The sequence below is a fragment of the Hymenobacter oligotrophus genome (assembly GCF_003574965.1).
Taxonomy (GTDB): Bacteria; Bacteroidota; Bacteroidia; order Cytophagales; family Hymenobacteraceae; genus Solirubrum; species Solirubrum oligotrophum.
The window spans coordinates 1,363,166-1,388,376 of the sequence record NZ_CP032317.1 but is presented as its reverse complement, the minus strand read 5'-3'; the positions used below and the strand labels follow the sequence as shown (position 1 = coordinate 1,388,376).

At 61.6% G+C, this 25,211-nt stretch carries 24 protein-coding genes; 13 read left to right on the top strand and 11 right to left on the bottom strand.

What is annotated here, in order from left to right; translation table 11 throughout:
• Positions 1–69: 69 nt before the first annotated feature.
• The 9 genes from accB to D3Y59_RS05845 form a co-directional block, all read right to left on the bottom strand.
• Positions 70–573 (bottom strand): acetyl-CoA carboxylase biotin carboxyl carrier protein, encoded by a 504-nt coding sequence (gene accB / locus D3Y59_RS05885; protein ID WP_119444208.1) that lies wholly within the window; start codon positions 571–573, stop codon positions 70–72.
• Positions 574–607: 34 nt separating this feature from the next.
• Positions 608–1,171 carry an elongation factor P gene (gene efp, locus D3Y59_RS05880; protein WP_059071146.1) on the bottom strand — a complete coding sequence of 188 codons (564 nt, stop codon included), beginning with the start codon at positions 1,169–1,171 and terminating at the stop codon, positions 608–610.
• A 194-nt stretch (positions 1,172–1,365) separates the two neighbouring features.
• Positions 1,366–2,379, bottom strand: a complete 1,014-nt coding sequence (locus tag D3Y59_RS05875) for a beta-ketoacyl-ACP synthase III (RefSeq protein ID WP_119444207.1) — start codon at positions 2,377–2,379, stop codon at positions 1,366–1,368.
• Positions 2,380–2,487: 108 nt separating this feature from the next.
• Entirely contained in the window at positions 2,488–3,429 is a 942-nt protein-coding gene (gene plsX / locus D3Y59_RS05870; protein WP_119444206.1) for a phosphate acyltransferase PlsX, read from the bottom strand.
• Between the two features lie 83 nt (positions 3,430–3,512).
• Positions 3,513–3,734, bottom strand: a complete 222-nt coding sequence (rpmF, locus tag D3Y59_RS05865; protein ID WP_119444205.1) for a 50S ribosomal protein L32 — start codon at positions 3,732–3,734, stop codon at positions 3,513–3,515.
• Positions 3,735–3,783: 49 nt separating this feature from the next.
• The gene (locus D3Y59_RS05860) at positions 3,784–4,320 is read right to left on the bottom strand and encodes a YceD family protein (RefSeq protein WP_119444204.1); all 537 of its coding nucleotides are present in this window, start codon (positions 4,318–4,320) and stop codon (positions 3,784–3,786) included.
• Between the two features lie 79 nt (positions 4,321–4,399).
• Positions 4,400–4,768 carry a helix-turn-helix domain-containing protein gene (locus tag D3Y59_RS05855; protein ID WP_119444203.1) on the bottom strand — a complete coding sequence of 123 codons (369 nt, stop codon included), beginning with the start codon at positions 4,766–4,768 and terminating at the stop codon, positions 4,400–4,402.
• Positions 4,769–4,996: 228 nt separating this feature from the next.
• On the bottom strand, positions 4,997–6,001 hold the full coding sequence (gene pdxA / locus D3Y59_RS05850; RefSeq protein ID WP_119444202.1) for a 4-hydroxythreonine-4-phosphate dehydrogenase PdxA: 1,005 nt from the start codon (positions 5,999–6,001) through the stop codon (positions 4,997–4,999).
• 65 nt (positions 6,002–6,066) lie between these two features.
• The gene (locus tag D3Y59_RS05845) at positions 6,067–7,515 is read right to left on the bottom strand and encodes a leucyl aminopeptidase family protein (RefSeq protein WP_119444201.1); all 1,449 of its coding nucleotides are present in this window, start codon (positions 7,513–7,515) and stop codon (positions 6,067–6,069) included.
• A gap of 138 nt (positions 7,516–7,653) precedes the next feature.
• Between D3Y59_RS05845 and rsmA the strand changes: the two genes are divergently transcribed.
• The 7 genes from rsmA to D3Y59_RS05810 all read left to right on the top strand — a co-directional run bounded on the left by rsmA (position 7,654) and on the right by D3Y59_RS05810 (position 13,426).
• Positions 7,654–8,445, top strand: coding sequence for a 16S rRNA (adenine(1518)-N(6)/adenine(1519)-N(6))-dimethyltransferase RsmA (rsmA, locus tag D3Y59_RS05840; protein WP_205590894.1), 792 nt, complete (start codon positions 7,654–7,656; stop codon positions 8,443–8,445).
• Between the two features lie 68 nt (positions 8,446–8,513).
• The gene (locus tag D3Y59_RS05835; RefSeq protein WP_119444199.1) at positions 8,514–9,458 is read left to right on the top strand and encodes an NAD(P)-dependent oxidoreductase; all 945 of its coding nucleotides are present in this window, start codon (positions 8,514–8,516) and stop codon (positions 9,456–9,458) included.
• A 181-nt stretch (positions 9,459–9,639) separates the two neighbouring features.
• Positions 9,640–10,110, top strand: a complete 471-nt coding sequence (gene greA / locus D3Y59_RS05830) for a transcription elongation factor GreA (protein WP_059071155.1) — start codon at positions 9,640–9,642, stop codon at positions 10,108–10,110.
• A 200-nt stretch (positions 10,111–10,310) separates the two neighbouring features.
• Positions 10,311–11,189, top strand: coding sequence for a nuclease A inhibitor family protein (locus tag D3Y59_RS18790; protein ID WP_119444198.1), 879 nt, complete (start codon positions 10,311–10,313; stop codon positions 11,187–11,189).
• A 193-nt stretch (positions 11,190–11,382) separates the two neighbouring features.
• Positions 11,383–12,234, top strand: a complete 852-nt coding sequence (locus D3Y59_RS05820) for an alpha/beta hydrolase family protein (protein WP_119444197.1) — start codon at positions 11,383–11,385, stop codon at positions 12,232–12,234.
• A gap of 87 nt (positions 12,235–12,321) precedes the next feature.
• A complete protein-coding gene (locus D3Y59_RS05815) occupies positions 12,322–12,942 on the top strand; it encodes a hypothetical protein (protein WP_119444196.1) in 621 nt (206 codons plus the stop codon).
• A gap of 85 nt (positions 12,943–13,027) precedes the next feature.
• On the top strand, positions 13,028–13,426 hold the full coding sequence (locus tag D3Y59_RS05810; RefSeq protein ID WP_119444195.1) for a hypothetical protein: 399 nt from the start codon (positions 13,028–13,030) through the stop codon (positions 13,424–13,426).
• Between the two features lie 79 nt (positions 13,427–13,505).
• Here the strand turns inward: D3Y59_RS05810 and D3Y59_RS05805 are convergent, their stop codons facing one another.
• Complete coding sequence (locus D3Y59_RS05805) at positions 13,506–14,834, bottom strand: DNA/RNA non-specific endonuclease (protein WP_162910587.1); 1,329 nt, start codon at positions 14,832–14,834, stop codon at positions 13,506–13,508.
• 305 nt (positions 14,835–15,139) lie between these two features.
• Here D3Y59_RS05805 and D3Y59_RS05800 point away from each other — a divergent pair, with 305 nt between their 5' ends.
• The 4 genes from D3Y59_RS05800 (at position 15,140) to D3Y59_RS05785 (ending at position 22,041) form a co-directional block, all read left to right on the top strand.
• Positions 15,140–18,760: an ATP-dependent DNA helicase gene (locus D3Y59_RS05800; protein WP_162910586.1), complete on the top strand. Its 3,621-nt coding sequence runs from the start codon at positions 15,140–15,142 to the stop codon at positions 18,758–18,760.
• 122 nt (positions 18,761–18,882) lie between these two features.
• The gene (locus D3Y59_RS05795; protein ID WP_119444192.1) at positions 18,883–20,655 is read left to right on the top strand and encodes a DUF885 domain-containing protein; all 1,773 of its coding nucleotides are present in this window, start codon (positions 18,883–18,885) and stop codon (positions 20,653–20,655) included.
• A gap of 210 nt (positions 20,656–20,865) precedes the next feature.
• Positions 20,866–21,210 carry a YbbN family protein gene (locus D3Y59_RS05790; protein WP_119444191.1) on the top strand — a complete coding sequence of 115 codons (345 nt, stop codon included), beginning with the start codon at positions 20,866–20,868 and terminating at the stop codon, positions 21,208–21,210.
• Between the two features lie 48 nt (positions 21,211–21,258).
• Positions 21,259–22,041, top strand: a complete 783-nt coding sequence (locus D3Y59_RS05785; protein WP_162910585.1) for a YdcF family protein — start codon at positions 21,259–21,261, stop codon at positions 22,039–22,041.
• A 107-nt stretch (positions 22,042–22,148) separates the two neighbouring features.
• Here D3Y59_RS05785 and D3Y59_RS05780 read toward each other — a convergent pair whose 3' ends face one another.
• Positions 22,149–23,549 (bottom strand): NAD-dependent succinate-semialdehyde dehydrogenase, encoded by a 1,401-nt coding sequence (locus D3Y59_RS05780; RefSeq protein WP_205590876.1) that lies wholly within the window; start codon positions 23,547–23,549, stop codon positions 22,149–22,151.
• 185 nt (positions 23,550–23,734) lie between these two features.
• Here D3Y59_RS05780 and D3Y59_RS05775 point away from each other — a divergent pair, with 185 nt between their 5' ends.
• A complete protein-coding gene (locus tag D3Y59_RS05775) occupies positions 23,735–24,289 on the top strand; it encodes an RNA polymerase sigma factor (RefSeq protein WP_240410546.1) in 555 nt (184 codons plus the stop codon).
• Between the two features lie 9 nt (positions 24,290–24,298).
• Complete coding sequence (locus D3Y59_RS05770; RefSeq protein ID WP_119444189.1) at positions 24,299–25,198, top strand: anti-sigma factor; 900 nt, start codon at positions 24,299–24,301, stop codon at positions 25,196–25,198.
• The last annotated feature ends 13 nt before the right edge of the window (positions 25,199–25,211 follow it).

Below are 25,211 nucleotides of genomic sequence, written 5' to 3'. Positions count from 1 at the left end.
AACTTAGATGCGGCTGGCGTAAAAGCTTACCTTTTCTAAATTCTAAGCTCTCAATTCTAAGCTCTGAAATTACATCGGCTCGATGAGGAACAACGGCTGGTCGTACTCCACGGGCGAAGCGTTGTCGACCATCACCTTCACGATGCGGCCGCGCTGTTCAGCTTCGATTTCGTTGAAGAGTTTCATGGCTTCGATGATGCAAATCACTTGGCCCTGCTCCACTACGTCGCCCACGCCTACGAACGGAGGGGTATCGGGGCTGCTCGAGCGGTAGAACGTGCCAATCATCGGGGCTTTCAGCGCTACCGTGTTGCTGGCGGCCGGGGCCTCGGCGGGTGCAGCAGCCGGAGCGGCAGCTTGCGGAGCCGGGGCCGCTGCCGGAGCGGCTTGTGGGGCCGGAGCAGCCTGCGGGGCCGGAGCGTGTTGCACCGGAGCAGGGGCGCCGCCGCTTACCACTTTGGTGTTGGGCTCGCGCTGAACCGAGATTTTAAACTCTTCGGTTTCGATGTTGACTTTGTTCAGACCCGACTTCGCGATGAAGTCGATCAGCTCTTGCAGTTCTTTGGCTTTCATGGCAGCGGGGGAGGGCTTTTGCGGCACCTTGTCCTTATTTGACTCTTTCGACATAAGTGTAGTCGCGGGTGTCGACGCGGATTTTCTGGTCTTGATCGATGAACAGCGGCACTTGGATGCGGGCACCCGTTTCCACGATGGCGGGCTTCAGGGTGTTCGTGGCCGTATCGCCGCGCAAGCCGGGCTCGGTGTACGTAACCACCAGCTCAACAAAGGCGGGAAGCTCGGCCGTGAGGGGCTGCTCGGTTTCGGCGTGGAACAGGATGGTTACTTCCTGGCCTTCCTTCATCAAATCGGCAAACGGCACCATGGCCTCGGGCAGCGTTACCTGCTCGAAGCTGCTGTTGTCCATGAAGTTGTAACCGTAGTCGTCTTTGTAGAGGAATTGGTGGGGGCGCTGTTCTACACGGGCGGTTTCAACCTTTACACCTGCGTTGAAGGTGTTGTCGATGACCTTACCCGTTTTGATGTTGCGCATCTTGGTGCGAACGAAAGCGGGGCCTTTGCCCGGCTTCACGTGCTGGAATTCCGTGATGACGTGCAGGTCGCCGTTGTAATTCAGAACGAGACCGTTGCGAAAATCCGCGGTGGTTGCCATTGTGAGTTGGTTTGAGCAATTAGCTTTTAGCCAGGGCTATCAGCTGTGGGAAATCGGATTGGCTGCAAGAAGCCGAAGCGAAGGGCTAATAGCCAGTAGCTAACGGCCGAAACAAAACGTGCCGACCCGTGGAGTGGCGGGGCGGCACGTCGGGGGTGCAAGTATAGGAGTTTTCCGCGTCAGGCCGCCCTAGGTCAGGCGTTCTGTGGATCGGGCTTAGGGTCGTAGGCCCACTTCAGGTACAACGAACCCCAGGTGAAGCCGCCGCCAAACGCCGCGAAAATCAGGTTGTTGCCTTTCCGAAGCTGGCTTTCGTAATCGGCCAAGCAGAGCGGAATGGTGGCGTTGGTGGTGTTGCCGTATTTTTGAATGTTGAGCATCACTTTATCGGCGCCAATGCCCACGCGCTGGGCCGTGGCGTCGATGATGCGCTTGTTGGCTTGGTGCGGCACCAGCCAATCGATGGTTTCGGGCGTGAGGCTGTTGCGTTCGGCTACCTGCGCGGCGACATCGGCCATGCCTTTCACGGCGAACTTGTAAACCGTTGCACCTTCTTGGTGTACAAAATGCTCGCGGTTGGCTACCGTCTCAGCCGAGGGCGGACGGCGCGACCCGCCGGCTTTTTGGTGCAAGAAAGGCTCGCCCGAGCCATCGGAGTGCAGCTCTTGGTCGAGCAGACCTAGGCCCTCGGTGTTGGGTTCAAGCAGCACGGCTCCGGCCCCGTCGCCGAATATGATGCACGTGGCACGGTCGGTATAGTCGACGATGCTCGACATTTTGTCGGCGCCCACCACGATTACTTTCTGGTACGTGCCCGCTTTGATGAACGAAGCGCCCGTAGCCAACGCGAACAGAAAGCCCGAGCAGGCCGCCTGCATATCAAAGCTGAACGCCTTGGTTAGGCCCACGGCTGCCGAAATGATATTGGCCGTGGCCGGAAACACCAAATCGGGGGTGGTGGTAGCGCAAATCAACAGGTCGACCTCTTCGGGGCGGGTGCCGGTTTTGCGCAGCAGTTGTTCCACGGCTTTGATGCCCATCACCGAGGTGCCTTGGTTTTCACCTTTCAGGATGCGGCGTTCTGAGATTCCCGTACGGCTCTGAATCCACTCGTCGTTGGTTTCGACCAGGGTTTCGAGTTCCCGGTTGGTGAGCACGTAATCGGGTACGTAGGCGCCTACGCCGGTGATGGCAGCGGTCAGCTTCATTGCAAAGAATTAAAAAGCGGCGGAGAGAAACTGGCAAGTAAAACGGCCGCCAAGGTAGCAAAAAGTCCGGCCCTCGGGGCCGGACTTGCAAGCGAATTTATGCGCGCTTTACGATTTGAACGTGCTCTTGATTTGCTCGGCAATGCCCGAATGAGCCATTTGGTAGCCTTGCAGCAGCATGTTACAGATGGCCAACGGAGTGCTAACACCGTGGCCGATAATGGCATTGTCGTTGATGCCCAGAATGGGCGAGCCACCCACCGACTCGTAGTTAAATTTGTCGAAGAACGGGTCGTGCATGTTGCGGGCGGCCAGCAGGTCGTAAATCGACTCGGCCATTTTCAGCACCACGTTGCCCGTGAAACCGTCGCACACAATCACGTCGACTTTGTCGTTGAACAGGTCGCGCCCTTCGATGTTGCCGATGAAGTGAATGTGCGGGTTCACCTTCAGCAGCTGGTGGGCCTGTTGCGTGAGGGTGGTGCCTTTGCCTTCTTCCTCGCCTAGGTTCATCAGGCCCACGGTGGGCTTCTCAATGCCCAGCACGTACTGCGCGTACAGCGAGCCAAGCTCGCCAAACTGCTCCAGCATTTCGGGCTTGCACTCGGCATTGGCGCCCACATCGAGCATAATGCCAAAGCCGCCGTGCTCCTTCGGAACGAAGTTGGCAATGGCGGGGCGCAGCACGCCGGGTACAGGCTTTACGCTGAACATGGCGCCCACCAGCATGGCGCCGGTGTTGCCGGCCGAGCAAAAGGCCTCTACCTCGCCGGCGTGCAGCATGCGGTAACCCACGGCAATGCTCGAGTCCTGCTTTTGTTGGTAGGCTTTGGCCGGGTGCTCACCCATTTGGATGATTTGGGTGGCGTGCACCAACTCCAGGGCGGCAGCGGCTTCGCCGTGGGCCTCCAGCAAGGGGCGCACGGCCTCTTCCTGGCCGATAAGCACGATTTGGGCCTTGCCAGCCAGCTTTGAAGCGGCCAGTACGGCGCCGTCCACGGCAGCTTGAGGGGCGAAGTCGCCTCCCATTGCGTCGAGGGCTATTTTCATGAAAGCAGAATGAAGAACAGTCGGCGGTTATAACTGAAACCGGCGGCCGATATTCGGCCGCCGGTCAGGAAGGAGAGGCTAGGTTAGTCCTCGTCGGTTGAAGCGGCGGCCGAAGCTACGGGAGCGTAGTTCTTAACCGCGATTTTACCGTTGAGGTACAGGTCACCGTCCACTACGTAAGCGCGGTGGCGCAGGTGCAGTTCGCCAGTGGTTTGGCAAACAGAAACTGCTTTAGCGTCGAGTTTGTAGTGGGTGCGACGCTTGTCGCGGCGAACGGCGGAGACGCGTCGTTTGGGGTGTGCCATGAGTGAAAATGGGTATTAAAACAAAAGAAAAAATGTCGGCCGAAAAAGGCTAGTTCAGGTTGCGCAACGCGTTCCACCGCGGGTCGCCGGCATCCTCGTCGTCATCGTCGTCATCGGCAGCAGAGCCGGTAGAGTAAATGAGCTTGGCGTCGGCGTCGGGGTTCTCGTCGGGCTCGTCCTGGAAGCGCGGGTGCAGCTTCTTCATCGGAATAGCCAGCCCAATGTAATCGAAGAAATGCTGAGCCAGGGGCAGCGTTTGGGTGTCGGGCGTGATTTGCAGCACGTCCTCGTCAAGCTCGGCCTCGTGGTCGCCGAAGCGGACGAGCAGCTGGTGCGTCACGTCGATAGGTTGGTCGAACTCATCGAGGCTCCGGTCGCAGATTAGCTTTACGGTGCCCTCGATGTGGATGTCGAGCACCATGCGCTGCGCGGTTTTGTCGAGCTTCACGTCGGCCCGTAGCTTGCCGTCCGGAATCAGCGTTTGATCGAATTGCGCAAAAAAGTCCGTGCCGAGGTCGAAAACGTATTCGTGCGTTTTCTCGCTCAGGGCGGCTATGTGCAAATCGTAGGGAGTGTGCTTTTTCACGGGTTGCTGGTTAGGCAGGCGGCAAAAATAGCTAATTATTTGCCGCGCAAGGAATGAAACAGTGGCGTGTGGGCTGGAATCAGGCCTTTTTGAGGATGAACTCGGGGCTGATTCCGAGGCGTTCGTAGAGCTTTTTGGCTAGGTCGAGCGTTACGCGGCGTTTGCCGCTGAGTATCTGCGACAAGCGCCCGGCGGGCACTTCCAAAAGCTCGGCCAGCTCCTTTTGCTTTAACCGCATCTGCTGCCGCTTCAGCTCGATCATGTCGGCTAGGGTGGCAGGCAAGGTGGGGATGGGCATCAGGCCAAGCTGGTCTTCGTACGCATCGATGGCCACTACCAACTCCCGAAACTCCGCTTCCAAGGCCTCGTTGCCTTCAAAACCAGCTGCAACGAGGGCATCGAGCCGACGCAGGGCAGCTTTGTATTCCGAAGGGTTGGTAAGCGTCATGGAGAAAGATATCGAAAGAAAGTAACGGCGTGCACCTAAGGCACTCAGTCTTTCCGAGTGCAAAGGTGGAGAGAAAATTGCAAATCGAAAAATTAAGTTTCGATTTTGTAAACTTTCTTTCGGTCGGTGAAAAACATGCTCCCTTGCTTAGGCTTAGCTGAGGTTCAATTGCATGCGCTGGCAACCAAGCACCTAGGGCTTTGCCGAGTGCCTAAGTGGCACACCGTATTATTTGCCAACTGTGCGGTTACGCACCAGGTCGCAGGCCAAGTACAGCGCCTCGCGGAAGGAGGTAGGATCGGCCGCGAACTTGCCTGCCAAACCGTAAGCCGTGCCGTGGTCGGGCGAGGTGCGCACCACCGGTAGGCCAGCCGTGTAGTTAACACCGCGCTCGAAGGCAATGGTTTTGAATGGGATGAGGCCCTGGTCGTGGTAAAGGGCCAGGGTAGCGTCGAACTGCTGGTACTGGCGGGTACCGAAAAAGCCGTCGGCGGGGTAAGGGCCGTACACCAAGTGGCCCTCGTTGAGGAACTGCTGAATGACAGGCTGCACCAAATCCTGCTCCTCGCGGCCCAGCAGGCCGTTTTCGCCGGCATGGGGGTTGAGGCCCAGCACGGCTACCCTAGGTTTCTGAATACCAAAGTCCTGGCGCAGCGAATGCAGCAGCATGCGCAGCTTGCCCGTGAGCACCTCGGAAGTCAGACGCGTGGGCACATCCTTCAGCGGAATGTGGCCGGTGGCGGTGGCTACGCGCAGGTTGTCGGCCACCAAAAACATCAGGCTGTCGTTGTTCGGGCTGAAGTGGTGCGCCAGAAACTCTGTGTGACCCGGGAAGGTAAAGCCTTCGCCTTGGGTGTTGTCCTTACTGATGGGGGCGGTAACCAGACCGTCGATCAGCCCGGCTTTCAGATCATTGGCGGCGGCAATCAGCGAAAGGCGCGCCGCTCGGCCCGAAGCTTCGGACGGCTGACCCGGCGTGAGCACGAAGTCTTCGTCCCAGCAGGTTACGGCGTTTACTTTGCCCGCTACAATGTCGGCTGCTTCGCGCACCTGCCGAAACGCCAACGGAGCGTGATTTTTATCCTGCGGAAACTCATCAAAGAGAGTGGCGGCGGTGCCGTACACTACCGGCGTGCAAAAGCGCAAAATGCGCGCGTCTTGCAGGGTGCGGTAAATAATTTCGGGTCCGATGCCGGCTAGGTCGCCGGTGCTTATGCCAATGCGGGGGAGCATTTTTGATGAGGAGAGTTGAACGGAAAATTCCCCTCATCAGCTGAGGAAGGGAGTTTGTTAATCTGCTAGGCGCGACTGGTTAGGAAGGAATACAGCAAGCGCACGGCCGTGCCGGTGCCGTTTTTGCCGCGGTACGAGTCGGGTGCGGTGAGGAAGGCCGGGCCGGCAATGTCGAGGTGAATCCAGGGGTAGCCTTCGGTGAAGCGCTCCAGAAACTTACCGGCCGAAATGGCGCCGGCTTCCGCTTTGCCTAGGTTGTTGATGTCGGCAATGTCGCTCTTGATGTGCTCGGCGTACTCGTCCCACAGCGGGAACTCCACAATACGCTCGTGGGTGCGGCGGCCAGCAGCGGCCAATTCGCGCATCACGTCTTCGTCGGCGGTGCCCATGGCCACGATGCCTTCTTTGCCGATGGCGCGGGCCGCCGAACCCGTGAGCGTAGCCGCGTCGATGACCAATTGGGGCTCGTACTTCTTGGCGAAGTGGAGCGCATCGGCCAAGATGAGGCGGCCTTCGGCATCGGTGTTGAGCACTTCCACCGTGAGGCCGCTGTGCATCGTGAGCACGTCGCCGGGGCAGTAAGCGGGGCCGCCGGGGCGGTTATCGGTGGCCGGTACCAGGGCAATTACGTGCAGCGGAACTTGGTTTTTGGCCAAGGCGTACATCACGCCCGTCATGGCAGCGGCGCCGGCCATGTCGCACTTCATCATGTCCATCGAAGCGGGCGTGGGCTTCAGACTGAGGCCGCCGGTATCGAACACCACGCCTTTGCCTACCAGCACGTAGGGTTTTTCGTTGCGGGCGCCCTCGGGCTTCCACTCCATAATGGTAAACGTGGGCGGCTCAGGGCTGCCTTGGTTTACGGCCAGCAAGCCGCCCATGCGCAAGGCCTCGATGCGGGCTTGGTCGAGAATTTCGGTGTGGTAGCCAGCGTCTTCGCCCGCGCTGGCCATTTGCTCGGCAAACATGGTGGCCGTGAGCTTATTCTGCGGCATGTTCACCAAGTCGCGGGCCAGCGCAACACCTAGGAGCAGATTCTCCAGCTCGCGCACCTGCGCTTCCTCCACGCCCAGCAACGCTACCCGGAACAGCTCGGGCGCTTGCTTCGATTTTTCGTCGGTTTTGTAGCCCTCAAACTGATAAGCCGTGAGGTACAGCCCCTCGGCCAGCGAAAGGGCGGCCTGCTTATTAGTTGTGAGGTTGAGTATGTGCAGCTCCTTTACGCGGGCCGCTTTCAGCTTGGCGTGTAGCTGGTTGCCGCTGCGGCGCAGCTGCTCGGCGTTGAGGTCGGCCGTTTTCTTATCGGCTGCCACTACCACGTACACTCGGTGAGTGTATAAGTTCACCGCAAATAGCTTTTCGTCGGCAGCAAGCTGCGCGTTGGCGTAAATAAGGGCGGCTTCGGGCAGTTCGGGGGCTTCGCTTGGCAGGGCTTTGGTGCCAGCGGGCAAAATCAGAACAACGTCGGCGGGGCCTTGGGGCAGCGCAGCAGCGGTGGCGAGGTGTAGTGGCATAGGAGGAAATCTGGCTTTGGCGCGCAAGTTATCGGGTTATGCGTTACCGGCCGCGTACGGAGCTGGGCCGCCCCGGCGGGGCTTTCGTACTTTTGCCGGCCAATCCTATACGCGAAGCTTGCCTTCGTGCCCATGCCTGTGGAACGCGTTACCCCGAAAAAGCACCTTGGCCAGCACTTTCTGGCCGATCTGAACATCTCCCGCCGCATTGCCGAATCGTTGCAGCTGCCCGACGGCGTGCGCCACGTGCTGGAAGTGGGCCCCGGCATGGGCGTGCTGACGCAGTTTTTGCTGGAGCGCACGGCCGAGTACGAAACCACGGTCATCGAAATCGACCGCGAATCGGTGGCGTACCTGCAGCAGCACTTTCCGGCGCTGGAGGGGCGCATCCTGTCGGCCGACTTTCTGCGCCAGGACTTAGGCAAGTTGTTCGAAGAAAAGCCGCTGGCCGTTATCGGCAACTTCCCTTACAACATCAGCTCCCAGATTTACTTTAAAGTGCTCGAGCACCGCCAGCAAGTGCGCGAATGCGTGGGCATGATTCAGAAGGAAGTAGCCGAGCGCATTGCCGCCAAACCCGGCTCCAAAACCTACGGCATCCTGAGCGTGCTGGTGCAGGCCTTCTACGACACCGAGTACCTGTTTACGGTGGGGCCGCACGTATTTGTGCCGCCGCCCAAGGTGCAAAGCGCCGTGCTGCGCCTCACGCGCAACCAAGTGCTGCAGCTCGAGTGCGACGAGAAACTGTTTTTTCAAGTGGTGAAGCAGGCTTTCAGCACGCGCCGCAAAACATTGCGTAACTGCATCAAACCGATGGGTATGCCGCCGGAGGCCATGACGGATGCCATCTTCGACAAACGTGCCGAGCAGCTCAGCGTGCAGGATTTTATTGGCCTGACGCAGCGCGTGGCGGCCGTGCGCAATACCTAGGGCCGCAGGGGCCGCCGCCCGCACCAGCCTACCTTCGCCGTTCGTAGTTCCACCCAGCCGAGTTTGCCGTGATACGTTGCCTGGTAATTGATGAAATGCACGCTTCGCTTAAAAGCTTGTTGCGCGAAGTAGGCGTGCAAATCGATTACGAACCCGATTTGCTGCCGGCCGAAGTGCCCGCCGCCCTGGCCGAGAAGCCGTACGAAGGGCTGATTGTGCGCTCAAAAGTGCGCGTAACGGCCGATTTGCTGCGCCACGGCCCCCGCCTGCGCTTCGTGGCCCGGGCCGGAGCCGGCGTCGATAACGTTGATGTGGCTGCTCTGGAAGCTGCCGGACTTACCCTGCTGAACGCGCCCGAAGGCAACGCGCAAGCCGTGGGCGAGTTTACGGTGGGGTTGCTGCTGAGCCTGCTGCGCAAAGTAGCCTCGGCCGACGTGGAGGTGCGCCGCAGCGAATGGCACCGCGAGGCCAACCGCGGCTACGAGCTGCAAGCCCGCACGGTAGGCATTGTTGGCTGCGGGCACATGGGGCGCAGCTTTGCGCGCTGCCTGCGCGGCTTTGGCTGCGAAGTGCTCGGCTACGACCACGACCCCGCCGTGCAGCCCACCGATTACCTGCCGCTGGTGTCGCTGGCGGAGCTGCAGCAACGCTGCGACGTGCTAAGCGTGCACATCCCGTATTCGGCCAGCAACCACAACTTCATCAACGAGCAGCTGCTGCGCGGATTTCAAAAGCCGGTGTGGCTGCTGAACACGGCCCGCGGCGAGGTGCTCGACCATGCCGCCCTGGTGCAGTTGCTGCGCGAAGGCAAGCTGCGCGGCGCCGCCCTCGATGTGCTCGAAAACGAACGCCTCGGTGTTCTGAAGCCCGAGCAACAAGCCCGTTTCGATTACCTGCGCAAAGCCAGCAATGTGTTGCTTACGCCGCACGTAGGCGGCTGGACGCACGAGTCGTACCACCGCATCAACGAGGTGCTGGCCCGCAAAATAGAAGCCTTTTTGCGCGGCGCCTAGCTGCCTCCGCCCCGGCACGGGCGCACCACCTAGGGCCCGCTGCGGCCGGGCTGCGTTTGCGGCGGGCTCTTGCGCACAGTGGTTGCCGTTTCGTATATTTGCTGATGCCTGTTCGGGAGAACGGCCGGCACCGCCGGCCGTTCTCCTTGTTTTTTTACCTGTTTGCCCACCACTCATTGTCATGGCTGTCAACTATTATACCCCCGAAGGCTTGCAAAGGCTGAAGGATGAACTGCAGGATCTGAAAATCCGCGGCCGGGCCGAGGCAGCCCGACAGCTGGCGGAAGCACGCGACAAAGGTGATTTGAGCGAAAACGCGGAATACGACGCGGCCAAAGAAGCCCAAGGCCACCTCGAGCTTAAGATTTCGAAGCTGGAAGAGGTTATCGGCAACGCCCGCATCCTCGACGAAACCAACCTCGACACCAGCAAGGTGCTCATCATGAGCAAAGTGAAGCTGAAAAATCTCAAGAACAACGCCGTGCTAGACTATGTGCTGGTGGCAGAGGAAGAAGCCAACCTGGCCGCTGGTAAAATCTCGGTGAAGTCGCCGATCGGCAAAGGCCTGCTGGGCAAATCAGCCGGCGACGTGGCCGAAATTACCGTGCCCGCCGGCAAGCTGCACTTCGAGATTCTGGAGGTTTCGCGCTAGGCACCCCAGCTGCACGGCCCTAGGTGGTGCAGCCCCCACATAATGGCAAGTACGAGGCGCGGCCGGTCTGGGAAGACCGGCCGCGTTTTTTTGTGCCCGCGGCCCAGCCTGGGCAGTTGCCAACGCCGGAAACTTCCTAGCTTCACCGCGCCGAGCCTATCGGTACGTATTACTTGTCAACTGATACCAAACGCCCGAAAATGCCTTCCATTTTCTCCCGCATTGTTGCCGGCGAGCTGCCCGCCTACAAAGTAGCCGAGGACGAACACCACCTGGCTTTTCTCGACATCACGCCCTTGGTTGAAGGCCACACCTTGGTAATGCCCAAGCGCGAGGTCGATTACATCTTCGATTTGCCGGCCAACGAGCTGGCAGCCCTGCACCAGTTTGCGCAGCGTGTGGCCCGAGGCGTGAAGGAAGCCGTGCCGTGCCGCCGCGTGGGGGTGGCTGTGATTGGCCTGGAGGTGCCGCACGCCCACATCCACCTGATTCCGATGAACCGCGTTTCGGACATGAATTTCGCCAACGAGAAAATTAAGGTTCGCGAAGAGCGCATGAAGGAGCTGGCCGCGGCTATTTCGGCGAAAATTGCCGAAGCAAGCGGGGGCGAAATCCTAGGTGCTAAGCCAGCCGCCGCGGCCGGCAGCCAAGCCCCGCAAAGCGCCCAAGCCGCCGGGGATACCGATGCAGCTGTGGAGCAACTGCGCGCCCTAACCGATGGCTTGTACTTCGTGAGCGAGTCGGAATCGGCGCTGACGCCGGTGAGCTACAACCTGCCCGCTGGTTTTCAGCTAAGCCCCGATAACGTGCTGCCGCTGCTGGGCCATTCGCCGGCCAGCACCAACGTGGAAACGCAGGAACTGACGTACTTTCTGCGCAACCACACCGCCGACCAGGGCGTGCTCGGCAACGTGGAGCTGGCCAACCGCTTCAAGGCCCTGCAAATGTTTATGAAGCAGGAAATGGAGGACACGCAGGTGTACCGCGTGGGCAGTGGTGCGCAAATTGAAGCGTACGTGCTGGGCAAAACGTCGGCAGGCAAGCTAGCCGGCTTCAAGGCAACGCTCATCGAGACCTAGGGCCCACCTGAAACAACCTTTTCGGGGCGCAGCAACGCCCTGTTTTACCAACTGCCACGGCTAAGCAACCGCTTGTTGCGTTATGCCGGTTGGTTGCCTTGCGGTGTTATTAGGCAACCAACCGGCAGCGTTCGGGCGCGGCTGCATTGGCCGTGGCAGTTAATTATTGCGTCAGACCCAATTTCCGTTGCCGATGATTCGCCGCTTGCCGATCCTGCTGGCCGTGCTGTTGCTCAGCCACGTTGCCATGGCCATAAAGCCACTACGCAAGTATTACCAAACCCCCGATTCGGTGGGCATGGCTTACCGGCCAACACGCATCGGCACGCCCGATAAGCTGCATCTGCAAGGCTGGGATTGTAGCCCTGATGAAAAACTAGATAAGCGTACCACCATTGTGCTGGCCTACGGCGATGCCGGCAACATGGGTGGCTGGGTGCACATGGCCAAGGAGCTGACCACGCAGGGGTACCGGGTGCTGCTGTTCGATTACCGCGGCTTCGGCCAGAGCGACGATTTTGCGCTCGATCAGCAACAGCTGTACTACAACGAGTTTGCCGACGACCTAGGGGCAGCGCTGGCCTATGCCCGCCGGCAGTACCCGCGCAACCGCACCGGCGTGTTGGCCTTTTCCATGGGCACCATTATGGCCACCAAAGTGGCGGCGCGTACCAAGCTCGATTTCCTGATCGGGGAGGGTTACGTAGCCGACCCAGTTTGGCACGTGGCCAACATCAAGCAGCTGAAAAACAAAGTGGTTACGTTGCCAGCCGCGGCCGAGCAGTACAAGCTGTTGCCGCCGCGCATCCGGTGCCTAATGCTGCTGGTGGCCGGTACTGCCGATGCGTTTACGCCGCTGGCCCATTCGGAGCAGGTAGTGGGCACGGCCACCGGCAAGCAGGTGCGCCGGCTGGTAAAATTTGAAGGCGGCCACCTCGAAGGCTCGGCCAAGCTCAGCCAGCAACACTACGCCGATGCCTACGTGCAGCTGCTAAGCCAATTTCTGGCCGACACCGGCGCTGGCGCGAAGCGACGCAAAGCCTGAGTCCGCTTTTGCGTATGCTACGGTTGGCCTGCCTAGGTGGGCGTACCGCCGCAAACACCAGGCAGGCCGAAACCGCCGCGTTTACCCATGAGCAACCTGCCCAACCCCACCGATGAGCTAACCTTGCAGGTGCCGCATGGCCTGCTGGGCTTGCCGCGGCAGTTGCGCATTGGGCGCAACGCCATCGGTTACAGCAGCGCCTCGTGGGCGGGGGGCAAGTCGAGTGAGTGGTTGCTGAGCGAGGTGGCGGCGGTTCGGTTCAGCCACCAATTGCTGGTATTCTACCGGTTTCGGTTTGGCAACAGCTACACCGTTGAGCTGCAGCACCATTCGGGCGATGTGCTGCGCATTCAGATGTATTCGTTTGACACCCACGAGGACGACGAGGATTGGGAGCGGTACGAGCAAATACTTGGCGCGCTGGAGCAGCCCGTGTTCGAGCGGCTCGAGCAGCAAGCCATGAGCCGCATTGAGGCCGGCGAAACGGTGCTGCTGGCCGGTGTGGCCGTAAACCACCTAGGGCTTAGCTGGGCCGTGGATCAGCAGCTCGCCTGGGCCGACTGCGACATGCTGCAAACGCCGCATTCGTTTACGCTGAACTCGCGCCGCAACAGCCGGCGCTTCACCACCATCAGCTACCAGCGCCACTGGAATGCGAGCGTGCTGTTATCGGTAATTCAGCGGATGCTAAAAAATCAAGCGGCTTAGAAAAATCTTGTAAATAATTTACATAATATAGCACTTCCATTAGCGTTCGATTGTAATCATTACGTACTCTGTTTTTCTCCGTTCTATGTTCAAAGTACTACTTGGGGTGTTGAGCTTGTGCGCCATTGGCACCACGGGCCTGGCGCAGAGCACCAGCGGCCCGGTGCCCACAACGGCCACGGCCGCCGCCAACCCCAGCCCCGCCGATGTGGAAGCCTTCATTAAAGCCCAAACGGCGAAGGGCGGTGAGCTCGACTTTGCGCAAATGCTGGCCAACCGCAAGCAAAGCATGTTTTTACACCAGGGTGCTATGTACAACAAGCAGGAGTACGCGCTGGTGCTCTGGGGCATGCGCGTGAAAGCCCTGGGCGTGGCTACCGCCGATAAAGCCTGCGCGCTGTACGCGGCCGCCAACAACCGCCCCATTAGCAGCGCCGAAAAACAAGCCCTGACCAGCGGATTCGACAGCGCCATTCGCGAATAACCCATGAGGCCTTAGCAAGCAAAAAGCCCGAAACAGCACTAGCTGTTTCGGGCTTTTTGCTTGCCGAGTACCTAGGCGGCTACCGAATAGGGCCGTTATCGACTTGCGCCTCGAGCCGTTCCTGTACCTCGGTAGGAAGCTTGCTGAGCAAGTCGAGGCCGGTGGCGTTTTCAATGGCATCCACGCTCACGCGGTACCGGCTCCAATCCGGGTCGACGGAGTTGTCGTTGGGCGTGTCGATAGCCACCAGGCGAGCTTGGCCGCTGGCCACGCGCTGCAGGTCGTTGTCGCCTTCGGGCAATACTACCAGCACCTTCCACACGCGCTTGGGCACGGTTACGCGGCCTTGGTCGAGGGTGGTGGCGGGGCCGTTGGTGCCGGTGCCGCCCTTGCCGTAGCTGCCCATGATGACGTACACCTCGCGGCCGGCCTTTACCAAGTCGCGCGAGTACTCTTCCAGGCTATTCCAGGTGCGCTGGTTGTTCATGGGCGCCTGCGGAATCATGTTCGTCATCAGGAAGGTGGCCGAGTTATCGTCCAGGTCGTAGCTGCGGTCGGCGGAGGGGCAGTTGTGGCCTCGGTCGAAGCCCGAGCCGGAGTAGGAGCGGGGCGTAACCTGGTACCAGCCGCGGGGCAGGGCCGGATCGGGGCGGAAATCGTCCTGGCGCGGGGCCGAGCCCATCCAGCCCTTGCTCAGGTGCCACATTACCCAGTTCGGAATGCCCCGGTCGCGCGAGTAGCTCAGCACAAACTGCGACTTCTGCATCAGGTAGTTGTTGGGCGAAGCCGTAGGGTTGCTGGTGGCGCCGCTGGGGTTGCCAAGGGTAAGCGGGTCGTCGCGGCGGGTGGTGCCGGTGCTGCCTGAGCGGTTTGGGGCCGGCGCAGCAGCCGGCGTCCGGCTCGGTTGGGCCGAACTGCTGGGCGTGGTGGCCACGCTGGGTGCGCTGCCGCCGCGGTAAGGCTCCACGGTAAAGTCGTCGATGTTCAGGCGGTCGTCGCCACCGTCTACTTTCCGAATTTCGAGCCGCAAAGGGCCGGGGCGGTTTACCGCCACGTCGGTCGTGATGCCGGTGCCTTCAACTTTCACCTCGGTGCCGGCGGGTTGCCAGGTGCGGCCGCGGTCGGTGCTGAGCCACAGCTGCCAGCGCACCGAGCCATCGCGCCCGTAGCTGGCATTGAACACGCGCACCCGGCCTGCGCCGCTGCCTAGGTCGAAACGCATTTGAGCGCGGCCTTTTCCGCGGAGGCGAAGGGCTTTGTCGCCGCGTTTGTGGTCTTGCTCGGAGGTGCCAATCAGGGCATCATCGAGCAGCCAAGTACCCGAGGGCAGCTGCTCTTGCCCCGAGGCATACGAGCCTTTGCTGCCTGCCTCGAAGGTTTCGGTGAGGGGGCTGGCCTGCGCGGGCAAAGCAGCAACTGCTGATTCAGAATCAGACCGAACAACAGCCGTTTCGGCGGCAGAGTTGTCGGACTTTTGCAAGCACGCGGCCAAAGCTCCGGTGAGCAACAAGCCGGAAAGGAGAGGGGAAGCGGAAAGACACATGAGCGAAGGTATCAAGGGAAAACAACCCGGCAACCAGCCCAAGGTAGGGTTTGTGGCAGCCCAACCATAATACGCTAGGGCTGCGGCTGCCGATTGCCTAATTTGCGGCTTGGAGCAACGGGGTTATGGCAGTTTTATTCACGAGTCCGGTTCGTTCGGCGCGGGTAGCTGTGGCGCATTTGTTCGCCACCGGCGCCTACCGCCCCGATACCAAACACGGCCTGTTGCACCTAGGGGTACTGCCGCTTGAGCCCGGCGCCAAGGTGCAGCAGTGGCTGCTGAACCCCGAGCGCGACTACTCCGCAGCCGTAAGTACTGCCAGCGGTGTAGCCAACGCCCGCGCAAAAGAGGCCCCCACCTGGGCCGAAGTGGCCGAAGAAGCCCAAGCGGCCCTAGGTGCTTTTGACGCGTTGCTGATTATGGACCGCGCCGGGCAACCCTCGCCCGAGCGGCTGTGGCTGGAGCAGCACGTGCTGGCCGGCATGGCTAAGCCGCCTATGTGCGTCGGGCTCGATGAGCTGCTGGCGTTCTTCCTGCCCAACGAAGTACTCGACGACGCCGATGAGCTGCTCGAAAAGCTGGTAGCGCAGGACAAAGCCGTCAGCGAAAAGCTCGGCTATGCCAAGCGCAACGACGACGGCGCCGTGCCCCAGCTGCCCTTTATGCTGCATGCCATGCGCCGGGCCGTGCGCCGCGTGCTCGAGAGCTTGCTGCAGCCCCAAGGCCAACCTGGCCAGCAGTGGCTACCAGGGTACACCTTGCTCGATGCGGTAATCAGCCTGGCACCGCGCCGACCCGAGTTGCGCGCCTTTCGGTTGCTGAAGGCCCTGGCCCAGCAACCCGATTGCTGCGACGACACCGCCCGCCGCGACAAGCCCAACGCGCCCAACCGCCTGCCGCTGCCGCCTCCGCAACCTGCCTGGCCGCAGCCCGAGCAAATGACACTGTTGCTCAACAACTACTTGTCTCGTTGGCGCGACAAAGCCGACGACAGCGCCGCGCCCGAGTTGGGCCTAGGCGACGTATCGGAGCAGCAGGTAGAGGAGGCGTTCGAGCAGCTGGCCAAGCGCATGAGCAGCGGCAAACACCCCTTTCAGCCGCGCCCGCAGCAGCTGGAGTATGCCCGTTTTATAGCGCGTGCAGTGGGCCGCCGCGGTGCTTTTGCCATTGAGGCCGGCACGGGTACGGGTAAAACGTTTGGCTACCTGGTGCCCGCGTTGGAGTACTTACGCCACGCGCCCGAAGCCCTGGTGGTAGTGGCTACCTCCACCAAAAACCTGCAGGAGCAGATGCGCCAAGGCGAACTGCCAGCCCTGCTGCGCGAGGTCGATGGCCGCCGCACGGCCCGCTACAAGGCCATCCGCACCGCTACGCTCAAGGGCAAAAACTGCTACTTGTGCGTGGAAGCTTTGGGCCGTGCCTTCGACGATTGCCTGGGCCGCGGGGCCGAGTGGCCGGCTGCCTTGGCCTGGTTTTACCTGGCCCTGCGCCTGCGCGATACCGAAGGCGAAACCGAAGGCATTGCCCGCCCATTGAGCGCCCATCCGCAGCTAGGCCCGGCCTTACGGCAACTACTACGGCGCGTAACCGCCGACCGCGCTTGCCGCCACGGCGCTTTGCCCGGCCGCAAAGCCTGCGTATACCCGGCCCACCGCCTACGCGCTGAACAAGCCAACCTGCTGATCGTCAATCATCACAAATTGGCCTTGCTGCCGCCGAAAGTGGTGGAGCGGGCCACGGTGTGCGTTGTTGATGAAGCCGACCGCTTTCCGGACAACTTTCGTTCGGCGCTGGCCCGCAGCCTCGATGCCCGCGAGCTGCACGACGAGCTGCTGGAGCCGTTGCTGCACGGCCAACCCATGCCCAACCGCAACGCCCGGCAAACGGCCGAGCAAGCCGATACGCCCGCCAAAACCCAGCGCCGCGCCGAGCCCTTCCTGAACCAGCTGCGCGAGCGACTGCGCGACGAGGAAGAAGCCCTATGGCGGCAAGTACCCGCGGCCGATCAGCCCGGCCCCGACGACGCCAGCCGCGCCGCTTACGAGGCCTTCGAAGAAGCCCGCCTGGAAGAGCTAGGCGCCAAAGTAGCGCTGCTCGAACAAGTGGCCGAGCTGATGCGCGAAACCCCCGCCGCCCTCGATGCCCGCCAAACCGCCGATGCGGCTTGGATGCGCTACGCCATTGAGGCCGCGCCCTACCGCCGCCGCCAAGCCGTGCGCACCGCCTTGCACGCCCTCACCGAAGCCGCCGTGCCGCTGCAGGAGTCGTTGGCAGCCCTAGGTGGCGTCAGTAGTCAGTTCCAGAACAAGGGCGGCCGGCCGGCCGCCCTGCCATTTCCGATCGGCGAGACGCACTGGCACGACAACGTGCGCGTGGAGCAGCCCGGCCGCGCGCCGTTGGTGCGCCCCTTCCACCGGGAACTGGTGGCGGCGCTGCCTCCGCTGAGTGCCCCGCTGAAAACCTCGGCCAAGCACCTAGGGCAGGTGCGCAGGCACTTGGCGGTAGCCCTGAACATCAACCTGGCCGAAGACGAAGATGGTGCCCCAACCGACCCCGACGACGATGTAGGCGCCAGCAACTACGACGAACGCCTGTGCCGCCGCACCGAGCGTTTTGCCGAAATAGCCGAAGGACAGGCCGAAGTGCTGGAGCGTTTGCTCGAAGAGTTTCCGTGCCGCGAGTACGTGCCGGTGGTGGTGCGCGAGCCCGAAACCAACGGCCTGGGCTGGCAGCTGGTGCGGCAGCCCTATGCGCTGTGGCCTTACCTAGGCGCCACGCCCGACCCCGAAACCGGCGAGCCGCTGCAGCAAGCCTCCGACGAAACCTCCGAGCAGTACACCAAACGCCTGTTGGCCGCCCGCGCCGCCTTACGCCGCATGAGCGGCGAACCGGCCACGCCGCTGTTCGATCAGTTTCGGACGGTGGTGTTTACCTCGGCCACGCTCTACGTCGAAAACCACCTAGGCTACTTTAAGCAGTTGCTAGATATGCGTGTGCCGTTTGCGGCCGAGCAGCGCATACTACCCATTTTCGACTACGACAACCCCAAAGCCGAACCGGTGCTGGGCGGCGTGCCTACGTACCTGCCCATGTTCAGGGCCAGCGCGCCGCCGCAGGAGCGCCGCGCCTGGTGCGAGGCGCAATTGCGCACCTTGTTGCCGCTGCTGATTACCCTTGAAGGCCGCACGCTGGTGCTGTTTACCTCCAACGAGGAAATGCGCTACGCCGCCGATTGGCTTGAGCCCCGCCTGGCCGAGCACGACATCGAGCTGCTGATGCAAAACGGGGCCAGCCAGTGGGAAATTCGGCGGTTCCGGCGCGTCGAGCAAACCGTGCTCCTGGGTGTCGACCGCATGTGGACGGGCGTGGACTTTGCCGGGCCTACGTTGTCGCAGGTGGTGGTATGGCGCTTGCCGTTTCCGTCGCTGGGCGAGCCGCTTATCAGCCACCGCAAGCGCTACGAGGCCGACGAGACTTTCTGGGGGCAGTTTTACCGCCCCGCGGCTCGCCTGAAGCTGCGCCAAGGTTTTGGCCGCCTAGTGCGCCGCCAGCGCGATCGGGGCGCGTTCATTATTCTCGACCGCCGCGTGGCCGCTGCGTTTTATGCCGATGTGCTGTCGGAGTTCGAACTGAAAGACTTTCAACACTTCACCTCGCCCGAGCGGCTGCTCGAGCAAACTACCGGCCCCTTGCTGCACCTGCTCCAGTTGGGCGAAGATTTTAAGCGGCGCGAGCTGAGCGTGGAGCGCTTGCTCGAGCTTAGCCGCGGTTGGTACCCCGAGTTGGCATAGGCGCGCGCACGCAACGGCTCGGGTCAAACCCGCGTCGTTGCTGCCCTTGCTGGGCTTGCCGCTCAAAATCAACCTAGGGCCGCTACCTTGCTGCCTGCATTTCTACTTTCCATCACCTCCCCATGACCACACGTTACTCCCTGGCGCTGCTGGGGTTGGCCGCGGCCGGTTCGCTGGCTTTGGCCAGCTGCCAGCAGAGCTCCGACAAACCCGCGGGCGAAGCATCAACCGCCGATGTCGGCTTCGACCGTTACAAGCAGCGCTTCGTCGATTCGCTTTGGTACTACAATCCCGGTTGGGCCTCGGCGGTGGGCTACCACAAGTACGATTCGCTGTTGGTAATTCCTACTGCCGGCCGCCGGCAGCAAGAAGCCAAGGCCTACGATCGGTGGCAAAAGGAGCTGCGGGAGTTTGAGTTCGATAAGCTGTCGGTAAACAACCAAACCGATTACCAGCTGATGCTAAATCAGTTGCAGTCGTCGCGCTGGTACGCCGATACGCTGCGCAATTGGGAGTGGAACCCGGCGCAGTACAACCTGAGCGAACCGGTAGCCGAAATCCTGAATGGCCGCTACCAACCGCTCGATCGGCGGCTGCGCAGCATTTCGCTGAAAATCAGCCGCGCGGCCGAGTTCTACGAAGCCGCCAAGAGTAACCTGAAAACCCCTACCAAAGAACACCTCGAGCTGGCCATTCTGCAAAACCGTGGCGGGTTGGAGGTTTTTGGCAAGGCACTGCAGGATTCTATAGCCCGCTCGGGCCTGAAAGCCGAGGAAAAAACGGAGCTGCGCACCCGCGTGAACACCACGCGCATGGCCATTCAGAGCTACATCGACTTCCTTGATAAAGAAGTGCGCCCGCAGGCCACGCGCAGCTTCCGCATCGGCAAGCCCTTGTTCGACCGCAAGTTTTACTACGACATTCAGTCGAGCTCCACCGCCGATCAGGTTTACCAAAAGGCGCTGACGCATAAAAAGGAACTGCTGCGCGACATGGGCGTGCGGGCTACCCGCTTGTGGCCAAAATACTTCGCGGGCAAACCCATGCCTGCCGACACGCTCACGCGCATTCGGGAGGTAATTGGCAAGTTGTCGTCGGTGCACACCACGCAGCAGGGTTTTGTGGCTGCCGTGAAGCAGCAAATTCCGCAGCTCGTAAAGTTTGTGGACGAGCACAAGCTGCTGACGCAAGACCCCAGCAAGCCCTTGGTAGTGCGCGAAACGCCCTTGTACATGCGCGGCAGCGGGGCAGGCGCTTCGGTTTCGGCCCCCGGGCCCTACGACAAAGGCGCCGACACGTACTACAACGTGGAGCCGATTGTGGATTGGAAACCCGATCAGGCCGAAAGCTACCTGCGCGAGTACAACCAGTACACGCTGCAAATCCTGAACATTCACGAGGCCATTCCGGGCCACTACACGCAGCTGGTGTACGCCAATCAGTCGCCGAGCATCATCAAGGCCGTGCTCGGCAACGGCGCCATGATCGAGGGTTGGGCCGTGTACTCGGAGCGCATGATGCTGGAAAGCGGCTACGGCAACAACTCCGACGAAATTTGGCTGATGTGGGACAAATGGAACATGCGCGTAACGCTGAACACCATTCTCGACCACTTGGTACACGTGGGCAACATCAGCGAAAAAGACGCCGTGCAAATGCTCGTGCGCGACGGGTTTCAGGAGCAGGCCGAAGCTACCAACAAGTGGCGCCGGGCCACGCTCAGCCAAGCGCAGCTGAGCTCGTACTTCACGGGCTACACCGAGATTTACGACCTACGCGAAGAGCTCAAGAAACAGCAAGGCAAAGACTTCGACCTGAAGGCCTTTAACGAGCAGTTCCTGAGCTACGGCAGCGCGCCGGTGATGTACATCCGCCGGATGATGCTGAAAAAGTAAGCGGCCCTAGGTGCCGTGCCCGCCCGGCCCCGAGGCAGCCTGCCTTGGGGCCGGGCTTTTTTGGGGTTGCCGGTGCGGCGCGGGCCTGCTGAGGCTTAGCAACCAAGCCTGCCTTGGGGCCGGTTGCGTGCATTTTGCCTAGCCGCTCGGCAAACAATGCGCGTATAGCCGCCTTCAGGGCTATGTTACCTGCTACCTAGGGATGCTTTTATGAGAGTAACCGAAACCAACGACGCCGGCCTCCGCACGCTTATTCACGACCACATGAAGGTGTTTGCAAAATTTACCTCTGCCCGCGACTGCGAGGTTTGCGAACTGCTTTCGCCCCATTTCGAGCATTTCTCGGACGACGCCGCGTACGAAGGCATCCGCTTTATTCGGCTCGACTGCGACCAAAACCCCGTGGCCCGCAAGCTGATGAACGAGCGCGTGGCGCCGTTTTTCGTTTCGTACTGCCAGGGCCGCATGCTCGAGTGCGATACCCGCACCACCGACGCCGAGGTGCGCGCCCAACTCGATCGGCTGCGCGACTACCTGCCCATGCCGGGCGTGTAAGGGGCGCCGGCCACCTAGGCTGCGCAAGTTTCGGCTACTTTCGCGGCTGTGTTCTTCGTCCTGTCCAAGCTTCTTGATTTTGTGTTGGAGCCCGCGCTGTGGCTCGTGCTGCTGCCCGTGGCTGCCTTGGTGGCGCGCTCGGCCAAGTGGCGCTACCGGCTGCTGCTGGCAACCGTTGCCCTAGGTGTCGTCTTCACCAATCCAGGCCTGAGCAACGAGCTGCTGCGGCTGTGGGAAATGCCGCCCGTGCGCCTCGCGCAGCTAGCGCCGCAGCCCTACGATGCCGCCGTGCTGCTCACCGGCATTACCGCCCCGCGGCGCGGCCCCGCCGACCGCGTGTACCTCGACCGTGGCGCCGACCGCTTTACCAACGCCTTGTGGCTGTACCGCGCCGGGCGCGCGCGGCGCATCATCATTAGTGGCGGCTCGGGCAGCTTGCAGCCCAAGCCCGGCGTACGCACCGAGGCCCAGGATTTGGCCGTGCTGCTGCGCCTTTCGGGGGTGCCCACCCAACACATTTGGCTGGAAACCCAGAGCCGCAACACCCGCGAAAACGCCCAAAACACCAAAGCATTGCTGCGGCAGCGCTTGCCCAACACTACGCCGCGCCTGCTGCTGGTTACTTCGGCTTTTCACCAACGCCGCGCGGTGGGCGGTTTCAACAAAGCCGGGCTGCAGGTAACGCCGTTTCCGGCGGGCTACCTCACGGTGCAGCGGCAAGCCACGCCTGCGTATTGGTTGCTGCCCAGCGCCGAGGCCCTACAACAATGGAGCGTGTTGCTGCACGAAGTAACCGGATATGTGGTGTACCGCCTGCTGGGCTACGCTTAGCACGAAGTTCGGTCTAGGCCACACGTATTGGATAAGCCCGGCCACGTAGGTTGCCTTTGAACAAAGCAGCCAGAGCAGCGAGGCCGATTTCGCGGGCGGCAGCAAGCCTACTCCGCCAAGTTTTTAGCCGCTTCAGGTTTTTCGCCGGCCACCCAAATGCTTTTCTGATTCACAAATTCTTTAATGCCTAGGTGCGAAAGCTCGCGGCCGTAGCCCGACTTCTTCACGCCACCGAAGGGCATTTCCGGCGACGATTTCACCAAGGCATTCACGAACACGGCGCCGGCCTCCAGCTCGCGGGCTACACGTTGGCCGCGCTCCTCGTCGCGCGTCCACACGGCGGCACCGAGGCCAAAGCGCGAGTCGTTGGCCAGCCGAATGGCCTGCTGCTCGTCGCGGGCTACCAGGATGCTGGCCACGGGCCCGAAGGTTTCTTCGTCGTAGGCGGGCATGCCGGGCTTTACGTTGGCGAGCATAACGGGCGCAAACCTAGCCGAACCGGCTTTGGGTTGCCCGCCTTGCAGCACTACTTTGGCTCCCGCGGCTACCGATTTCTGCACTTGCTGGGCTAGATCGTCGGCGAGGTCGGGGCGGGCGAGGGGGCCGTACTGAGTCAGCTCCTCGAGCGGGTCGCCGGCCCGGTAGGCCTGCAGGTGCTCACGCATGCGGTCCATGAACTCGGCCGACACGGATTTCTCGACCACAAAGCGCTTGGCGGCAATGCAACTTTGGCCCGCGTTAATCATGCGTGCCTGCGCGGCGGTTTTGGCGGCCAGCCCTAGGTCGGCGTCGGCCAGCACCACAAAGGCATCGGAACCGCCCAGCTCCAGCACTGTTTTCTTGATGTAGCGCCCAGCCGCGGCGGCCACCTGGCTGCCGGCGCCTTCGCTGCCCGTAAGCGTAACGGCCCGCACGCGGTCGTCGGCAATCAGCGGCTCCACCGCCTTCGACTCGAGCAGCAGCGTGCGGAAACCGCCCTGCGGCAGGCCGGCGTCGCGAAAGATTTTTTCCAGCGCCAAGGCGCACTGCGGCACGTTGGAGGCGTGCTTCAGCAGGCCTACGTTGCCGGCCATCAGGGCCGGGGCGGCAAAGCGTACCACCTGCCACAGCGGGAAGTTCCAGGGCATTACGGCCAGCACGGCACCTAGGGGCTGGTGCGCAATGTAGCTGCGGCGGGCTTCGGTTTGCACCGGCTCGTCGCGCAGCATGTGCTCGGCGTGCTCGGCGTAAAAGTCGCAGGTAAGGGCGCACTTCTGTGCTTCGGCGCGGCCATCGGTTACGGGCTTGCCCATTTCCAGCGCCATGAGGCGGGCCAGCTCGTCTTGCCGTTCGCGCAGCAATGCGGCGGCGCGGTGCAGCACTTGGGCCCGCTCCGCAAAAGTGGTGCGGCGCCATTGCTGAAAGGTTTTGTCGGCTTGCGCCAGCATGCGCTCCACCTGCGCGGCGCTGTGCGGCGTAAAGCGCCGCAACACTTTATCGGTATAGGGGTTGTACGATTCGATGGGCATGACACGGAGGGTTAAGCCGAGGCGGAGCAAAGTAAGCACGGCGCCTGGCAAGCCAAGTTCCGTATAACTGCTGCCGGCTAGCTAGGGTTGGCGGCGGGCATGTTGCTGTGTCCGTTTTGTCATTACTTTTGACCGCCATGCCGCGCGCCTGAACCTGCGCGGCCCAGGGCATTTCGCACCACACCGTGACCAATTTGCTACCCGAGCCGCCTTCCGTCGCCGAAGAACAGCTTATCGCCCGGCTAAAAGCCCACGATGAGTCGGCCATGGCGGAGTTTTACGACAAGTACTCGGCGGCGCTCTACGGCGTAATCCTGCGCATTGTACGGCGCGAGGAAGAAGCCGAAGATGTGTTGCAGGAGGGAATGGTTAAGATTTGGCATTCGTTTCAGAGCTACGACGCCTCCAAGGGGCGGCTTTTTACGTGGGTGATGAACGTGTGCCGAAATTTAGCCATCGACAAAATCCGCTCGCGACAGTACCGCGTAGGTACTCGCACACAGCCTCTCGACGATAGCCCCGCCGAACGTCAGCCGGCCGTAGCCACTTTCCGCCCCGAGCATATCGGGCTGCAAGAGCTTACGCACCAGCTCACGCCCGATCAGCGCCAAGTCGTCGATAAGCTGTATTTCGAAGGCTACACCCAAAGCGAGGTAGCCGAAGAGTTGAATTTGCCGCTAGGAACCGTGAAAACCCGCGCCCGCGCCGCCCTTAAAGTCCTTTCCAAACTGATTCGGTAAGCCAAAGCAGTGAACATCGAGGAGTACATCGAATCAGGACAGCTGGAGCTGTATGTGCTGCATCAGCTTGCCCCGGCCGAGGCCGCCGAGGTAGAGCAGCTAGCTGCGCAGCACCCCGCTATTCGTGCCGAGCTAAGCCACATAGAGCTTGCGCTTGGCGCCTACGCCGAGGCGCATGCCGTGGCGCCACCCGCCGGCATGCGCGAGCGGGTGCTAGGTGGTTGGCAACAAGCCATTAGGCAAGAGCCAACCGTGGCGCCGCCCGCCGCCCAACCCACCATGACGGTTTCGTCGGCTCCGCAAGAGCCTGCATACCGCCCCGCATCCGCTACCAACGAGCCCGTCATGCGCACCATGCCCGCCCCCGAAAGCGGCCGTGGTTACCGGTGGCTGGCTGCCGCCGCCGCCGTGCTGCTCTTGCTGAGCGCGGGCACCAACTGGCTGTTTTACAACCGTTGGCAAGAAGCCCAGTCGCAGTTGGTAATTGCCCAAAGCGAGCAGGCCCGCTACGCCGCAGCCACGCAGGCCGTTGAAAAACGCTTGGCCACCCGCACCAACGAGCTGGCCATGCTGCGCGACGAAACGTACCGCACCGTGGTAATGACGGGCACGCAGATTGCGCCCGGCGCTCGGGCCCGCGTGCACTTCAACCCCGCCACCAAGGCCGTGTACGTGGATGTAAACAACCTGCCGCCCGCCCCCGAAGGCAAGCAGTACCAACTCTGGGCCCTCGACAAAGGCAAGCCCGTGGATGCCGGCATGCTGGCCCTGCACACCGCCGCCGGCGACAGCCTGCAGCGCATGAAGGACATCGTGAATGCCCAGGCTTTTGCTGTAACGCTGGAGCCTGCCGGTGGCCGCCCCGAGCCCACCTTGGCCGCCCTTACCGTGATGGGCCAAATGCAATAATCAAACCGTTGAG

Excerpts from the sequence above, each read along its gene's own strand:
- plsX (WP_119444206.1), bottom strand. The coding sequence starts at position 3,429 with ATGAAAATAGCCCTCGACGCAATGGGAGGCGACTTCGCCCCTCAAGCT.
- D3Y59_RS18790 (WP_119444198.1), top strand. The coding sequence starts at position 10,311 with ATGCCTTCCATTTTCTCCCGCATTGTTGCCGGCGAGCTGCCCGCCTAC.
- D3Y59_RS05820 (WP_119444197.1), top strand. The coding sequence starts at position 11,383 with ATGATTCGCCGCTTGCCGATCCTGCTGGCCGTGCTGTTGCTCAGCCAC.
- greA (WP_059071155.1), top strand. The coding sequence starts at position 9,640 with ATGGCTGTCAACTATTATACCCCCGAAGGCTTGCAAAGGCTGAAGGAT.
- D3Y59_RS05815 (WP_119444196.1), top strand. The coding sequence starts at position 12,322 with ATGAGCAACCTGCCCAACCCCACCGATGAGCTAACCTTGCAGGTGCCG.
- D3Y59_RS05780 (WP_205590876.1), bottom strand. The coding sequence starts at position 23,549 with ATGCCCATCGAATCGTACAACCCCTATACCGATAAAGTGTTGCGGCGC.
- D3Y59_RS05790 (WP_119444191.1), top strand. The coding sequence starts at position 20,866 with ATGAGAGTAACCGAAACCAACGACGCCGGCCTCCGCACGCTTATTCAC.
- D3Y59_RS05875 (WP_119444207.1), bottom strand. The coding sequence starts at position 2,379 with ATGAAGCTGACCGCTGCCATCACCGGCGTAGGCGCCTACGTACCCGAT.
- D3Y59_RS05855 (WP_119444203.1), bottom strand. The coding sequence starts at position 4,768 with ATGACGCTTACCAACCCTTCGGAATACAAAGCTGCCCTGCGTCGGCTC.
- D3Y59_RS05810 (WP_119444195.1), top strand. The coding sequence starts at position 13,028 with ATGTTCAAAGTACTACTTGGGGTGTTGAGCTTGTGCGCCATTGGCACC.
- pdxA (WP_119444202.1), bottom strand. The coding sequence starts at position 6,001 with ATGCTCCCCCGCATTGGCATAAGCACCGGCGACCTAGCCGGCATCGGA.
- D3Y59_RS05845 (WP_119444201.1), bottom strand. The coding sequence starts at position 7,515 with ATGCCACTACACCTCGCCACCGCTGCTGCGCTGCCCCAAGGCCCCGCC.
- D3Y59_RS05795 (WP_119444192.1), top strand. The coding sequence starts at position 18,883 with ATGACCACACGTTACTCCCTGGCGCTGCTGGGGTTGGCCGCGGCCGGT.
- efp (WP_059071146.1), bottom strand. The coding sequence starts at position 1,171 with ATGGCAACCACCGCGGATTTTCGCAACGGTCTCGTTCTGAATTACAAC.
- accB (WP_119444208.1), bottom strand. The coding sequence starts at position 573 with ATGAAAGCCAAAGAACTGCAAGAGCTGATCGACTTCATCGCGAAGTCG.
- rpmF (WP_119444205.1), bottom strand. The coding sequence starts at position 3,734 with ATGGCACACCCCAAACGACGCGTCTCCGCCGTTCGCCGCGACAAGCGT.